This is a genomic window from Paenibacillus sp. Y568 (assembly GCF_059445545.1).
Genome location: NZ_JCAIUM010000011.1, coordinates 94,207 through 109,580, shown reverse-complemented (window position 1 = coordinate 109,580; position 15,374 = coordinate 94,207). Strand labels below are relative to the sequence as shown.

Genomic DNA, 15,374 nt, shown 5'->3' with positions numbered 1-15,374 from the left:
TAGATAATGCTAGAGATACGACTTGAAAATGAAGGTTTAATCTCTTGGATATAAATTATAATGAATGTGGATTTAAAAGCTGGCCTGCGTTCCATTAGCGGTGCCCTTAACATTGATGAAGCATGTAATTATCTAATGCAATAATAGACAGGAGTGCGGTAAAATGCAGTACACAAATCCCGTAATACCGGGCTTTCATCCAGATCCAAGTATTTGTCGCGTCGGCGATGATTACTATTTGGTTACGAGCACATTTGAATATTTCCCTGGAGTACCTATTTTTCATAGTAAGGATCTTGTGAACTGGCGTCAGATCGGACATTGTCTCACGACAGAGGAGCAGCTACCTTTAGCTAATTCATGGAGTTCCGGAGGAATCTTTGCTCCAACTATTCGTTATCATAATGAATGGTTCTATATGGTGACAACCAACGTGAGTGGCGTCGGGAATTTCTACGTCAAAACGAAGAATCCAGCTGATGCGTGGTCCAATCCGATACTTGTAGCTCAGAAAGGAATTGACCCATCGCTTACATTTGATGATGACGGCCGCGTATACTTTCAGTCTTCCACTACCGGCGAACAGGGGGATGGCATTTATCAATGTGAAATCGATATTGAAACCGGAACTATGCTGACAGAGAGCCGACTGTTATGGAAAGGCAGTGGTGGAGCTTATCCAGAAGCCCCTCATGTGTACAAAATAAATGGTTATTATTATTTAATGGTCGCTGAAGGTGGGACTGAATATGGACATATGGAGACAATCGCTAGAAGCAGTCACCCATTTGGGCCCTATGAAGCGAATTCAAATAATCCTATCCTCTCGAATAGAAGTATGGAAAGTAGCATTCATGCAACTGGTCATGCAGATTTGATCGAGACTCAGGACGGCAGCTGGTGGGCTGTTTGCCTGGGAATACGACCGGCCTCTTATCCGATGGCTCATCATTTGGGGCGGGAGGTATATCTTGCACCAGTAAGCTGGACATCGGATGGTTGGCCGGTAATCGGCAATGACACGCATATCGAAACAGTCATGGAGTCTCCGAATCTACCCGAGGTCCAGTGGCCTGAGAAGTCGATCAGAGACGACTTTGACAGTTCAAGTCTTGGCTTAGATTGGACCTTTTTACGAAATCCAGTGAAGGAAAGCTGGTCATTACAGGACCAACCGGGATATCTAGTACTGCATGGACAACAGACTTCTTTGAATGAAATCGGTTCTCCTTCTTTTGTGGGCAGACGTCTGTGTCACTTCACTTGTAAGATAGAAGCGATGATAGAATTTGAACCGCATCATGATGGGGACGAAGCGGGATTAACCGTTTATATGAACGAAAAACATCATTATGATCTTGCTGTAAGGTCAGTAGAAGGACACAAAATGATCGTCTTTCGAAGAACTGTTGGTTCCTTGAAAGTAGAAGAAATGCATGAATGTCCAGAGGGGCCTATTGTGCTTCAAATTCAAGCACTCCGAGATAAGTTTATAGCTTCAATCCGCACACCAGATATCGAACCAATTGAAATAGGTTGGGGGGAAACGCATTTTCTTAGCACAGAAATGGCAGGGGGCTTTACTGGAGTATTTGTTGCTATGTATGCGACCTCTGAAACGGGACAATCTGCTCCTGCGTGTTTTGATTGGTTCGATTATGAGCCGTTGAAGGGATGAGGAAAGAAATAAGAATCTAGTGGTTAGGCAGCGGCTCAATAGAGCCAGCTGCTATTTTTTTTGAAAAAGGGGGGACTAATCAACATTTATTCTCTATTTCTAAAAGATTTAGGAGACATGCCGTACGTTTTTTTGAATTGGCGCGTGAGGTAGTTGCTGTCGTTAAATCCGCTCTGATATGAGATTTCTGTAATTGAAAGATTCGTTTGTTGTAACAATGTGCATGCTCGTTCTAAGCGAAGACGTTGCAGGTAAGCGATCGGCGTAGTCAGATAATAAGCTCGGAATAATCGATTTAAGTGTCTAACTGAAATATCTGATTTGGTCGCAATTTCTTCTAGAGAAACTTGCTCAAGATAGTGATCCTCAATGTAAGAAATCGCATTGGCTAGGTGCATTAGACTGGCATCGATTCCCTTTTCCTGATGGTCATATTGTCTTGATAAATACACAACAAGTTCCATGAATCGGGAAGCGAGCATGGTTTTATAGCCGTGAAGTTTCTCTTCGTATTCCTTAATCATGATCGAAATAAGAGAGGAGACGTACTCCAAGCTAACAATCGATATGTTAAGTTTACTTTTATATGAATTAATATTTCGGTAAAACGGTTCCAAAATAAATAGGGCTTGAAAACCATTCAACGTTCGCAGATCAGATCCGGCTGAATTGAGCATTTCAGGTTTAAACATAATATTGCATATTTTGAAGTCATACGGGGCCTTATAGGCGTGTGAAGTCCCGCTGTTAATGACAAACACATTTCCTTTTTTAATAAATGACTCTTGCGTGTTGACGACATGGGTAGCATGTCCATTCAGTACGATGACCAACTCTGAGAAATCCACATGATTATGAAGTGAGATTTCTTCCTCATGCCCTCCATACTGAATGAAAAAGGGGAAATGCTCATCCCTCGTAAACCAGTTCATATATACATTACTCAATCGATTCCCACCTATAAATAATTTTTAATGTCTATATCATGCTATTTGATGACCTAAAAATCAAGGTTATCCGCCAAATTAATAGATAAAATAAAAAAGGTAACAGGGTAACATCAAATGGTTAGGATGCCCTTCACAGACCAGTACGAAAGTCATAATTGATAAAAATAAGGGGGAAAGATGAGATGATTACAATCTTATCCAAAAAAATTGGAATACTGGCTCTGACTAGTGCACTGCTAATTACGGCAGGTTGTAGCAGTTCGGGTAACGATTCCGCTAGTACCAAATCGGGTAACAACGCAGACGATACAAGTCCAATTACGTTTTCCTTCTTTGGCGCTGACGCAAGTCCCAACTGGAATAAGATGCAAGATGATGTTGGTAAAGAAATTACCGCCAAAACCGGGGTTACACTTGATGCAGAATTTGATGTAGGTAGCGGGGGAGGACAAACCAAAATCGCTTTGATGGCAGCCAGCGGTCAATACCCAGATATCGTATACGCCAAGGGCGAACTCAACAAACTAGTTGATACCGGAGCGGTTATTGATCTGACAGACCTGATCGATAAGTACGCTCCCAATATTAAAAAAGTTATGAATAGTAACATGAATCGTATGAAATACAGCAATGAGGACCCAGCAATCTACTCCATTCCAACCAACGGTGGTGTAGACCAGCAGGCATTTGATGTAACGAACGGTTTTCAGGTCCAGCTCCGGGTATTAAAAGAACTGGGTTATCCAGAGATTAAAACGGTAGAAGATTTTGAAAGCGTACTCAAAGAGTATGTGACTAAACATCCGACAACGGACGGACAGCCGACCATCCCACTTATAGTGAACGCCGATGACTGGAAGATTATGATTACGGTAACCAATCAAGGAGATATCACAACAGGTGGAACAAATGATGGCGAATATCATGTGGATCCCGAAACTTATGAAGCGATACTTCACTACAAACGTCCCGAAGAAAAAGATTACTTCCGCTGGTTAAATCATATGTTTAACACGGGTCTGCTTGACAAAGAATCTTTTGTTCAAAAAGAAGATCAGTATAAAGCGAAAATCGCTAGTGGACGCGTACTGGGTCTCACCTCTGTGGAGTGGGAATACCAAGACGCTGAGAATGCTTTGAAATCTGAAGGCAAAGACGAGTACACTTATGGGCACTTCCCAGTGACATTAAATGAACAGTATAAAGATCACTCATTACAATCCGTGGGTGTTGATGCGTATGGTATTAGTATTACAACAGCTTGTAAAGATCCGGTCCGCGCGATCAAGTTCATCGACTGGTTATCCTCTGAAGAGGGTCAAGTACTGAGATCATGGGGAATGCAAGACAAACAATATAAAGTTGAGAATGGAAAGCGTATTATACCTGACGACATACTTAACCAAAAAGTAAATGATGCGTCTAGTTTCACGAAGCAAACGGGTATTGGTCTATATTCCATTTTTGGAGTCCAATATGGGGATGGCGTTAAAGATTCCACAGATAATTATTATACAACCAACTTCCCAGAACAAATTGTCGCTAGTTACTCTAGTGCGGAGAAGGAAACCTTAAAAGCTTATAACGCGACAACATGGAAAGATCTGTTTCCTGGTGCAGAAGAATTCCCTGTCAAAGAGTGGGGCGCATTATACAATATGCAGTCACCAACCGAGGGCGACTATCCAGTCATTTATCAGAAAACACAAGATATTGTCCGCAAACGGATTCCTGAAGCTATTATGGCAAAAGCAGCTGATTTCGATAAAATATATGATGATTTCATTGATGAGTTAAACAAAGCTGGAGCAGAAAAAATGGAAAGTGAATATTCCGAATTGGTCAAAGCCAGAGTATTGCTCTTCACCGGTAAGGAAGTTAAGTAATAACAAAATAGATTAGTATGTAAGAGTTCCGACAACTGATAAAAATATTTAAGTCGGCTTATATTTGATCCAGTAAGAGAAGAAGCTCAGAGCAAAAGCTCTGAGCATTCTTTCAATTCATACAGATACTATTTCGTGTTTGTAAATCCACCATCAATACGAATAACTTCGCCATTAATATATTGTGCTTTTGAAGTTAATAAGAATGTAACCAGTTCAGCTACTTCTTCTGATGTACCTAATCGTTTTTGAGGAATACCGCTAGTTGCATTGGCCTTCATGTCTGGATTCGCTTCATAAAAGGCTTTAACCATTGGGGTTTCAGTAGGGCCTGGAGCAATGGCATTGACACGTAAACCATCCTTACCATATTCAGCTACTAAACTTTTGGTTAAACCAACAATACCATGTTTTGTAGTAGAATAAGTCACAACGGAATCTTGTCCAATTACACCAGCACTTGAAGAAGTATTAACAATTGAACCTCCTCCATTCTTTAACATGACTTCCGCAACATAACGAATACCATATAATGAACCTAATAAGTTGATTCCAACAATTTGATTGATTTCTTCAATAGAAGAATCCAAGAAGTATGCCCCACTTCCAGAAATTCCAGCATTGTTAAAGAAATAATCAATTTTCCCAAAGCGTTCAACAGTTCGTTCAACATAATTTTTGACTTCATCAGATTTGGAAACATCAGCTTTGACGAAAATAGAATCAACTCCTATTTTCTTCACCATTTCTACTGTTTCATTTCCGCCTTTTTCGCTAACATCTACTACAACGATGTCAACACCTTCTTTAGCTAAACGTACTGCTGTTGCTTGTCCCAAGCCACTACCAGCACCAGTAATAATCGCAACTTTATTCATTTATAAGACTCCTTTGTATTGAAGTATAATTTAAGTTCTTACTATTAAATTATATGACTTTGTAAAGTGAAAATAAAATTAGGCATTAACCAAAAAAATAAAAATGGTGTATTATTCCATTAAAATTTAGTAAGATAACTATTAATGCAGAGGTTTAAAATAACTACGTGTTATTATTTGGTTGATAATATACGTGCTCCTTATATTCACTTAATTGGTATCCTTATGAGTGGATTACATATTATTGAAACACTTAACGTCTGTAGATATAAATAATGAAAAAGAGGTGTTGTTTTGAAGAAATTTATATTGGGACTAAGTTGCGGTTTACTTTTTGCCGGTTCATCGATTGCTTTTGCTTCGGATTCTATTCAAGCGTTATTATTTCCAGCAAGCTTTGAAATTAATGGTAGTAATATTGCATTGAATAATGAATACAAAGTTCTGAATGTAGATGGGCATGCTTATGTACCCATTCGCCTTATAGCTGAAAGTATGGGCGGAACCATCGACTATGATTCGGATTCACAAAAGATTATTGTCAAAAATAGAAACTTAGACTTAACGGATCCAGACTATAAAGGAATATCTGTTGGTAATTTAATATTGACTAAAGTGGGTAATAACACAAAAGTTACGGGTCAATTAAAAATGGAAGGTGTAGGGAATTCGAAAAATATAGTTGGAGCAAAATTATCTTTTTACAATGATACAAGTGAAAAAGTTGGGGAGGTTTCCATAAAAGGAAATGAGTTTGGAGTCGAATCCGAAACCTTTGTTGCTGAGGGTTCAGGGGATTTCAGAACGTATTCGACAGTCAACCTTCATATCGGGGCTGTAAATAATCGTATTATTCCTGAAGCTCCAACCATGCTTTACGAAAATAAGAAATACAATTTCACTCTTAAACTCCCTACAAGTTGGGAAGGGAATTATGAGGTAGTTGAAGGTACAAATATTATTAATTTTATTGACATAGCAAATAAAGAAGAAGTGGGAGTATTATTTACTATCCATATATGGACTAAAGATAAATGGAATACAGACGGGTTATTAGCTAAACAGAATATTCAAATATCTAAGATTGGAGAAAAGGACGATAACGTCTTCTTATTAAGCACTCCATCAGATGTGAATTATAGTGTAAATGATGAGAAGTTGAAGGCAGAATACGCTTCTATGTGGAACCACATAAATACTATAAAAACGACGTTTAAGATTAATAAGTAACTTAAACAGGTACTATTGGGTTTGATTCTATTTGGTAGCCTCATGAGTGGATTACATATTAACGAAATAAATACAATTCCAGGTGATGTTAAAGAGATTCGTCCTCTATGGATATGATGGAGGTACATATGGGGAATAGAAGAAGGTAAACCATTTCATGCGAGTGGGATTGGTGATAATAACAGCTTTTTAGTAGCAATAAAAACTGCTGAAGTTTCTAATATCAAATATATTGCCATTGGAAATCACATGGATGAAATCATGCCATCAGATACTTATGAATTATCTCTCGATGATGTAAAAGCTAATAGTGGCGATTATCATTTAAAAGAGGTTACTGATCATTATGTATTATTTGTTCTAGAGGAATATTCAGAGAATACATGGACGATCAGGGCTTTTGATAATGATGGCAATTTAATTGCCGACAAATTATTTACTGGAGACACAAGGTATATTCCTTTGAAATAAAGTGGAATAAATTATATTGTTGAGTAGGCTCTGGTAGCCTGCTCATTTTTTAGTTATGATTTTTTTAATGAAGTTTCGTAGCTTATTACATGTATATCGTTAAAGGAGGTCCATATAGTATGAAATCTCATACCTCTGAGCGTATTAAAGTCCCACCAGGATTCTGGGCTGGATTACATCAATTAGGAATTCAAGCCCATGACGTAGCTCGCAAAGCACAACTGCCGCTCACCGTTATTACTGGAGCAGTAGTCACTAACGCCCAATATTTAGCGATCTGGCAGGCCTATTCCGATCTCATAGGTGACACTGCTGAAGGAATCATCAAGCTTGTGACTGTATTTGAAACAGCACAGTATCCACCGACCGTTTTAGCAACTTACCACGCTCGAGACTACCGAGACGCTCTAACCCGAATGGCTCGGTACAAACAACTATGTCCCCCTGAAAGCTTACGTATCATCGAGAATGGTGAGAACTGTACAATCGAACTGGAATGGTTGGATTCCGAGCAATCTGGCCCGCCATTGTTGGTTGGTATTACGCTGGCATGTCTTCTGGAGCTTGGACGACGGGGCACAGGTCAACCTTTGACAGCCCGATTAGTTGAATTTACGCATTCCATGGGAGATGTACAAGCCCTTGAATCGTATTTCGGGTGCCGTATCCGGGTTGGTGCTGAGTGTAACCGATTAACTTTACATCGCAAAGATCTAGACCGTCCCTTTGTCTCGTACAACGAGGAGTTACTGGAGATTCTGACTCCCGTGTTAGACCAATCGTTGGATGAACAGCAACTCAGTCGCTCCAATACCGAGATGGTCAAATGGATTATGAAACGTAGCCTAACAGGAGGTCGTCCTGACATTCAGGCTGTCTCGAAGGAAATGGGTATGAGTGATCGCACCTTGCAGCGCCGACTTACTGACGAGAACACGAACTTCAAGCAACTGTTGGCACAAGCGAGACATGAGCAGGCACGAGAGTATTTGGCAGATCCCTCACTCGATATTAAAGAGGTGGCTTTCTTGATTGGATATGAAGACCAGAACTCATTCTATCGCGCATTCCGCCTGTGGGAGGGTGATACTCCAGCCAATTGGCGTGCTGAACATTTAGAAATGCCGACGGTTCAATAATAGAGAGTTCAACCTAACCCATTCTCTACCAAAAGATCGTATCTGATCTTTAGAAGATTTATCTTGTGGCGTGTTATACAAGAACATTGGCGTGATGTGCTAGTTACTGTACAATCTAAAGAAGGTAATATAATCACTATCCGGAATACAAGACTGTTTGACAATCGACCTGAATCAGCTTGCCGTGAATGACTAACGAATGAAAGAGGCGATTATTAAACTTATGGATATGGGATTAAACAATAAGACAGCTTTAGTGACAGGATCAACGAAAGGCATAGGTAAGGCCATTGCCATTGAACTTGCCAGAGAAGGTGTTCACGTACTCATTAACGGACGGAATCATGAAGAGGTAGAACGAACAGTAAATGAAATTAAGGCAGAATTCCCGGCAACCTCTCCGCAGAACGCTACAGCCGATATTGTGGATATTGAGCAAAGAGAGGCGCTATTTGAGAAGTACCCCCATGTTGATATTCTAGTAAATAATATGGGTATCTATGAAATTATGCAGTATGAGGATGTTGATGATGAGATATGGGAGAAATACTTCCGTACGAATGTTCTTGCTGCAAATGGATTATCTAAATTTTATTTACCTAAAATGTTGAAAAATGATGTGGGTCGCATTATTTTTATCGCGAGTGAAGAAGCCATTATGCCTTCAGGGCAAATGCCACAGTATTGTATGACCAAATCCATGCTATTATCATTGTCAAAAACCTTATCTAAATTAACCATAGGAACAGAAGTTACCGTCAATACGATCATGCCAGGACCAACTCTCTCAGAAAATGTGTATCAAATCATTGAGGGGTTGTACCCTAACGAAGATATGACTTTTTCTGAAAAAGAGAAAAGGTTTATGACCACAAACCTACCTCAATCTGAAATTCAGCGCTTTATCAAACCTATTGAAATAGGCAGATTAGCTACATTTGTATGTAGTCCTTATGCATCGGCATTTAAAGGCTCTCCTATTCGTATGGATGGAGGAATGGTACCCATGATCTATTAAAATATTCTTGTATAAAGGAACCTTGAATCTACTCTCAAGGTTCTTTTATTTGTCTCTATAGTAGTAGGATTCAATCAACACTTAAAAACATGCATTATTCCATATTTAGATGTCATCATTCCATTCTTATTTCCTAAATGAAAGCCTATACTTTGAGAGAGTCCTGATGACTAGAATGAAAGTTGAACAAGCCTCACATTACAAATCAAGTGAGATATATTGAAATAAAAAATAGCAGATTCAGAGTGTTATTTTAAGGAGGAAGGCAACAATGATGAGATTATTTGTGACCAACCGGACTCGCAAGTCTCAATCCCTAGACGGAACTTGGGCTTTTCGAACGGTAACCGACGAAGGACATGAGTCTACAAGTGAATACCGCTTGGCAGTACCAGGTGGATGGGAAATGAATCCGAAGCTGTCGAGTTGCCGGGGCAAAGGAGTGTACCGGAAGAGTATACGTGTAGATGAGCAAACCAACCTAAGATTCATTTTCAAAGGAGTCAGCCACACGGCAGATGTATACTTTGACGGAGAGCACGTAGCTAATCATTATAATGCCTATACAGCCTTCTCAGCTATTGTTAAGAAAGTACAGCCCGGCTTCCATGAGTTAGAGGTGCGTGTTGACAATGGATTTCATGAAGGATCTTCCCTTCATATGCACAATGATTACTACACTTACGGGGGAATGATTCGGCCCGTCGGACTTGAAATGCTTGGCGACGTTTATATTGAGCGGATGGAAGTAATACCAGCTTTTGAAAATGATATCTGGTATGCGAGTATTCGTGCTCATGTCCGCAATCTTTCCTCCGATAGCCAAACAGTATCCATAGAGGGACAAGCCGCGGGCTTGAATTTCTCTTTAGGGCTACTGACTCTCACGTCCAATGCGTCTTCCTTTATTGAAGGTAAATATGCTTTTCCAGATGTTAACAGCTGGAGTCACGAGCAACCCAATCTTTATGAAGTTGAGCTAAGTCTGAACGTTGACGGACGAGTAGTGGATGATTTGATTGAACGGGTAGGCTTTCGTGAGATCACAACATTAAACGGCAAGATACAAGTCAATGGTAAGGATATCGTATTAAAAGGATTCAACCGTCATGAGGATCATGGCAGCATTGGCGCGTCTTTTCCACTTTCACTAATGGTTCATGATCTCGATTTGATGACCGATATGGGCTGCAACAGTGTCAGAACAAGTCATTATCCGAATGATGAGCTATTTCTTGATCTGTGTGACGAACGTGGATTCTATGTCTGGGAAGAGAATCACGCGCGGGGCTTGACGATTGAGCTAATGCGCAACCCGAATTTCATCCAGCAGTGTGAGGATGTCAACCGTGAAATGGTTGAACAGCATATTAACCACCCTTCGATTATCATCTGGGCCATACTGAATGAATGCGCGAGTTATTGTGAAGAAGGAAAAGTTCATTACAAACGGCAGCTGGATCAGCTCCGGTCGATGGACCAGAGCCGTCCGCTAACCTTTGCCTCCCATCATCGCGAGAGGGAAATATGTTTTGATCTGGCTGATATTGTATCGTTTAATCTGTACCCGGGTTGGTACGGTCCGGAAGACCCAGGGGAACTGTGCGAGCAAGCTCGGAGCTGGGCAGATGCGGCAGGTGGCTTGGGCAAGCCAATGATTATGAGTGAATTCGGCGGGGACGCTGTGTATGGATATAGAATGCCTAATCGTGTCAAAGGAACAGAAGAGCGCCAATCCGATATTATTGAAGAAAATCTGAAGGCGTATCTTAGCAGAGAGTTTATCTCGGGAATGTACATCTGGCAATTCAGCGACTGTCGAGTAACTGAAGAAATCGTTGGACCTTTATGGAGAGTGACCACACAGAATCTTAAAGGAATTGTGGATGTTTACCGGCGACCCAAGCTAGCGTATGAGATCGTCAAAAAAATGTATACTTCATCCAATCACTGAGTTCAATCGAAAATAAGGGAGTAGTGGACTTTGATTATAACTAACAACTGGAAGTTAAAAGGATTCAATGTAGGAGAAGTCCGCGATTTGGAGATTGCGCACCCGGATTATATTGATCATTTTTGGATAGCGGCTTCAGTACCGGGAGATGTTCATTCCAACTTACTGGCAAAGAATCTGATTGAGGATCCGTTCGTAGGACATAACGATATTAAGTGTCAGTGGATAGAAGAAAAAGTATGGTGGTACCGAACAAACCTCATATGGGACAAGGATCTAGAGGGTAGCGAGAGATGTGAGCTGACATTTGAAGGCTTAGATACTTATGCAACGGTATTTCTTAATGGTATCGAAATCGGTAGCACAGAGAATATGTTTATTGGGCATACCTTTGATGTCACACGAGAACTTCGAGATGGAAAAAATGTCATTGCGGTTAAATTAGATCCACTGTCCAAGCACATCGCGGAGAAAAAACAGAATCCAGGTTTTTATTCCAGTTATGCCAAGGAGCGTATCTGGGTGCGTAAAGCACAAATGCATTTTGGCTGGGACTGGGGTCCACGTCTTGTAGTTGTGGGAATTTGGCAGCCCGTTCGGTTGGAGAGAAGGAAGATGGCGAAGCTAGATCATATTTTTGCCCGGACTGTGAATCTTCAGAAAGACGTTGCTAATCTTGAGGTGAATGTGAAGATTGAAACGTTTGTAGAGACGGATTACTTACAGGTGATCATCCGTTTGAACGATCGAGATAGCCGCTTGGAGAAATGCCATGCTGTAACCAGTGAACACATCCAAATAAGTTTAGAGGTTGAGAATCCTAAGCTATGGTGGACTCATGATTTGGGCGAACCCCATTTATATCAACTTGAGGTGGAACTGTGGAAGGATAATGAGCTTCTCGATACTTATGTTAAAGATTTCGGAATTCGTACGATTGAAGTACTTCAGAAGGACGAGCAGGGAAATAACCGATTTACTTTTGTATTGAATGGAGTGAGTCTGTTCTCAAAGGGAGCGAACTGGATCCCTGTACATAGCTTCTTCGGGGCAACTCCAGATTCACGGTACCGTCACTTGATCAGACTATCTCGGGAATCCAACCTGAATATGTTGCGTGTATGGGCTGGTGGAATTTATGAAAAAGAGATCTTCTATGAGGAGTGTGACCGTCAAGGGCTACTCGTATGGCAAGATTTCATGTTTGCCTGTGCGTTATATCCTGATTTCAATAAGAATTTCATGCGTAATGTCAGTGAAGAAATTACAGAAGTCGTGAAACGTCTGCGCAATCATACCTGTATAGCGATTTGGTGCGGAAACAATGAAATCGATTGGTGTTATGAGTTTAAATATGCAGATCATAGTATCGAACAGACTCCTTTTTATGGCGAGAAAATATTCCACGAATTAATGCCAAAGCTTCTGAAGGAGCTGGACCCAACGAGATTGTATTGGCCGAGCTCACCTTATGGAGGTAACGACCACAATGATGACAGCGTGGGGGACCGACATAACTGGCAAGTCTGGCACGGCAATGTTTACCCTCGGAAATTTGGAGAACGTACGGTCACAGATTACAGCGTTGAAGGAGTTAGCTTTAAGCATTTTAAAAGTGATAAGGCTTTGTTCATCAGTGAATTCGGAATGCATGCCTCTGCCAGCCGTCATACGCTACAGCGACATATTCCTGAAGGTAAGTTCTATTGGGGTAGCGATGAAATGGAGTACCGTAACAAAGATTTCCACCGACCGAAGGGGATACTTCTAATGGAGGGTTACACGGGCATTCCAGCAGATATTGAACAATACTTGATGTTCTCCATGCTTACACAGGCAGAGGGACTGAAATATGGAATTGAGCACTATCGCCGCAATATGCCTGTGACAAGCGGTGCGATCTATTGGCAATTGAATGATTGTTGGCCAGGGACGAGTTGGTCCGTCATTGATTACGATCTCATTCCAAAAGCCGCCTATTACTATTCTAAGAAATTCTTTTCTAACGTGTTGCTGACCCTGAACCATGATCGAGGACAAGATTTGAAAATATGGGTGGTAAATGATCTGCTTGAGCCCTATGAGGATGTTATTGAGCTAGCCGTATATGATTTTACAGGGATTGAGGTATTCAGCATTGAAATTCCAGTCAGTCTTTCTGCACAATCGGCAAGTCAAATTGGGCAACTGGAGGAGAAGGAGGCGTTAAACGGGTATTTAGCTGGAGATGTTGTCGTATTGCTCCGGTCACAGCAAGGGAAAGCAAGGGATAACACCTATCATCTAATTGAGCAAAAGGAAGTGCGCCTGCTACTAACTGAGCTTGAAGTTGAGGTGAGTATGGAGAGGAATCAAGTGACAATCCGTGCGGATCGCTTCGCCCGTTGTGTCCGTTTGGAAATAGCTCAAGACATGGTTACATTCAGCGACAATTATTTTGATCTGTTACCGGGAGAGACCATAACGGTGAACATAGGGCATTTAGAAGAATCGCCCTTGTTATGGGAGTCACTACGCATATCAACTTTAAATGAAATTATCCATTTGGAAACGAAATAGCGATTGTATATGAAAGTGAAGGTGAAGGTGTTAAGCAGTTCAATAATGAACTGCTTAACCTTTTTTTAGCTAAGAGGAATACATTAGTTAAGGAGCCGCTTTCGCGACTCCCGTCTATCAATTAACCGTTTTCTGTTTTAATAACATGTAGTATTGATTCAACGCTTCATCTAGATGTTGGCTAGTTTCGATGATTTCCCGGTCAGCTAGACGTTTAATCATAGATAGTTTATTCAACTCTAACCGGAGTTCTTCAATTCTCTGGATAATTCTATCCAAATTGAACAGCTCCCAAGATCAAATATCTATATAATACGTTCGCCGTGCACTGCGACCGTGGGGCGGATCTCCGCGACCAACCAAAAGATAACGGTAGGTTTCGTCTATTCCGTTCTAGACTCATCAGGCGGATAATTGTGATTAAGGGTCAGCAAGGGAATGACCACAGAGGTTATATAACCCAAGTGGCCATTATTTCAATGAATAAATTGATTACTCGTGATACGTGTTCTCCAACTATAACGGGTACCCTCAGCGTTCATTTCTGAAACGGGTCGGAATCGCTCATTATTTATATTAATTTGTTATATTTTATCATCTAATTCATCACAAACCACCACCATCTCCTAATATTCAACAAAATATACAGAAAACCTCTAAAAATCTTATATGGACTTTAGAAAATGCTATTTTGTTGTATAATCATCGATACAAGCGTGTGGCTTGGATTATTGAAACGATGGAGCAAGTGCAAGTGCTGATGTCAGTAGATATAGTTTAACAAGAACTTTTCTTAATCTAATGAATTGAAGATAGCAATTCAAAGGAGAGATCAACGATGTACAGCTACTTAGAGTTTGAAAATAACATGGTTGATGAATTAGTAGATTTTTTAACATCTGAAACATGGAGCTTTCATGGACAAGAGAATCCTACTGCGGAGTCTATAAGAAAAAATTTAGCCAACGGAAATTATAATGGAAATGAAAATCAGACATTTTGGATCATGGATAATGATACAAAGATTGGTTTGATAAGGATTTTTGATTTAGAAGATCCCGTATGTGTATTCGATTTGCGATTGAAAGAAAACGTTAGAGGCAAAGGAATAGCAAAGCATGTCCTTCATTGGTTAAGTACACATGTATTCAATAATTACTCTCATATTATTAGAATCGAAGGTCATACTAGATTTGATAATCTTGCGATGAGAAGAACGTTCCTTAATAGCGGATTTGTAAAAGAATCTTATAACCGTAGATCTTGGAGACAAAATGGACAATTATTTGATTCTGTTGGGTATGCAATGATAAGGGAAGACTGGGAGAACAATACCAAAACATTAATAGAAGATACCATTCCATACTAACTTAAAAGGAAGCATAGCGTTTATCGGGTACAATTATATAGCAACTTCTCTTACCAATAAGGGCGAGCCAAATAGGGACTCGTTCTTTTTTTGCGGGAATCATGATATGTAAATTCGGTGGTTAACGATGAGAAAAAAGAGTGCGCAAGAACAGAGCGATTGTGGTGAAAAGGATTTCTTATCTTTTGAAAATGGATATATTTACATAATATGGCACGCATGCTATATTAACTATGAAAGCG

Annotated in this window: 12 protein-coding genes; 9 read left to right on the top strand and 3 right to left on the bottom strand. The window is 40.3% G+C overall.

The annotated features are described in order from the left end of the window. The first annotated feature begins 163 nt into the window (after positions 1 to 163). Entirely contained in the window at positions 164 to 1,678 is a 1,515-nt protein-coding gene (locus tag AC1D7X_RS16500) for a glycoside hydrolase family 43 protein (RefSeq protein ID WP_495475661.1), read from the top strand. Positions 1,679 to 1,764: 86 nt separating this feature from the next. On the opposite strand, the gene AC1D7X_RS16495 is transcribed toward AC1D7X_RS16500, so the two are convergent. Then, positions 1,765 to 2,625 carry a helix-turn-helix domain-containing protein gene (locus AC1D7X_RS16495; protein ID WP_495458393.1) on the bottom strand — a complete coding sequence of 287 codons (861 nt, stop codon included), beginning with the start codon at positions 2,623 to 2,625 and terminating at the stop codon, positions 1,765 to 1,767. Between the two features lie 185 nt (positions 2,626 to 2,810). Here AC1D7X_RS16495 and AC1D7X_RS16490 point away from each other — a divergent pair, with 185 nt between their 5' ends. Then, positions 2,811 to 4,514, top strand: coding sequence for an ABC transporter substrate-binding protein (locus AC1D7X_RS16490; RefSeq protein WP_495475660.1), 1,704 nt, complete (start codon positions 2,811 to 2,813; stop codon positions 4,512 to 4,514). Between the two features lie 128 nt (positions 4,515 to 4,642). Here the strand turns inward: AC1D7X_RS16490 and AC1D7X_RS16485 are convergent, their stop codons facing one another. Beyond that, positions 4,643 to 5,392 carry an SDR family NAD(P)-dependent oxidoreductase gene (locus AC1D7X_RS16485; RefSeq protein ID WP_495475659.1) on the bottom strand — a complete coding sequence of 250 codons (750 nt, stop codon included), beginning with the start codon at positions 5,390 to 5,392 and terminating at the stop codon, positions 4,643 to 4,645. A 294-nt stretch (positions 5,393 to 5,686) separates the two neighbouring features. Here AC1D7X_RS16485 and AC1D7X_RS16480 point away from each other — a divergent pair, with 294 nt between their 5' ends. From AC1D7X_RS16480 to AC1D7X_RS16455, 6 genes are all read left to right on the top strand, one after another. Beyond that, positions 5,687 to 6,622, top strand: a complete 936-nt coding sequence (locus tag AC1D7X_RS16480; RefSeq protein WP_495458390.1) for a stalk domain-containing protein — start codon at positions 5,687 to 5,689, stop codon at positions 6,620 to 6,622. 261 nt (positions 6,623 to 6,883) lie between these two features. Then, positions 6,884 to 7,093, top strand: a complete 210-nt coding sequence (locus tag AC1D7X_RS16475; RefSeq protein WP_495458389.1) for a hypothetical protein — start codon at positions 6,884 to 6,886, stop codon at positions 7,091 to 7,093. A gap of 119 nt (positions 7,094 to 7,212) precedes the next feature. Continuing rightward, positions 7,213 to 8,232, top strand: a complete 1,020-nt coding sequence (locus AC1D7X_RS16470; RefSeq protein ID WP_495458388.1) for a helix-turn-helix domain-containing protein — start codon at positions 7,213 to 7,215, stop codon at positions 8,230 to 8,232. A gap of 223 nt (positions 8,233 to 8,455) precedes the next feature. Continuing rightward, positions 8,456 to 9,250 (top strand): SDR family NAD(P)-dependent oxidoreductase, encoded by a 795-nt coding sequence (locus tag AC1D7X_RS16465; RefSeq protein ID WP_495458396.1) that lies wholly within the window; start codon positions 8,456 to 8,458, stop codon positions 9,248 to 9,250. 271 nt (positions 9,251 to 9,521) lie between these two features. Continuing rightward, positions 9,522 to 11,204, top strand: coding sequence for a glycoside hydrolase family 2 protein (locus AC1D7X_RS16460; protein ID WP_495475658.1), 1,683 nt, complete (start codon positions 9,522 to 9,524; stop codon positions 11,202 to 11,204). A gap of 30 nt (positions 11,205 to 11,234) precedes the next feature. Next, entirely contained in the window at positions 11,235 to 13,763 is a 2,529-nt protein-coding gene (locus AC1D7X_RS16455; RefSeq protein ID WP_495475657.1) for a beta-mannosidase, read from the top strand. Between the two features lie 117 nt (positions 13,764 to 13,880). On the opposite strand, the gene AC1D7X_RS16450 is transcribed toward AC1D7X_RS16455, so the two are convergent. After that, positions 13,881 to 14,042 (bottom strand): aspartyl-phosphate phosphatase Spo0E family protein, encoded by a 162-nt coding sequence (locus AC1D7X_RS16450; protein WP_495458385.1) that lies wholly within the window; start codon positions 14,040 to 14,042, stop codon positions 13,881 to 13,883. 559 nt (positions 14,043 to 14,601) lie between these two features. Here AC1D7X_RS16450 and AC1D7X_RS16445 point away from each other — a divergent pair. After that, a complete protein-coding gene (locus AC1D7X_RS16445) occupies positions 14,602 to 15,132 on the top strand; it encodes a GNAT family N-acetyltransferase (RefSeq protein ID WP_495458384.1) in 531 nt (176 codons plus the stop codon). Positions 15,133 to 15,374: the final 242 nt, after the last annotated feature.

Excerpts from the sequence above, each read along its gene's own strand:
- AC1D7X_RS16475 (WP_495458389.1), top strand. The coding sequence starts at position 6,884 with ATGCCATCAGATACTTATGAATTATCTCTCGATGATGTAAAAGCTAAT.
- AC1D7X_RS16500 (WP_495475661.1), top strand. The coding sequence starts at position 164 with ATGCAGTACACAAATCCCGTAATACCGGGCTTTCATCCAGATCCAAGT.
- AC1D7X_RS16445 (WP_495458384.1), top strand. The coding sequence starts at position 14,602 with ATGTACAGCTACTTAGAGTTTGAAAATAACATGGTTGATGAATTAGTA.
- AC1D7X_RS16485 (WP_495475659.1), bottom strand. The coding sequence starts at position 5,392 with ATGAATAAAGTTGCGATTATTACTGGTGCTGGTAGTGGCTTGGGACAA.
- AC1D7X_RS16460 (WP_495475658.1), top strand. The coding sequence starts at position 9,522 with ATGATGAGATTATTTGTGACCAACCGGACTCGCAAGTCTCAATCCCTA.
- AC1D7X_RS16470 (WP_495458388.1), top strand. The coding sequence starts at position 7,213 with ATGAAATCTCATACCTCTGAGCGTATTAAAGTCCCACCAGGATTCTGG.
- AC1D7X_RS16465 (WP_495458396.1), top strand. The coding sequence starts at position 8,456 with ATGGATATGGGATTAAACAATAAGACAGCTTTAGTGACAGGATCAACG.
- AC1D7X_RS16490 (WP_495475660.1), top strand. The coding sequence starts at position 2,811 with ATGATTACAATCTTATCCAAAAAAATTGGAATACTGGCTCTGACTAGT.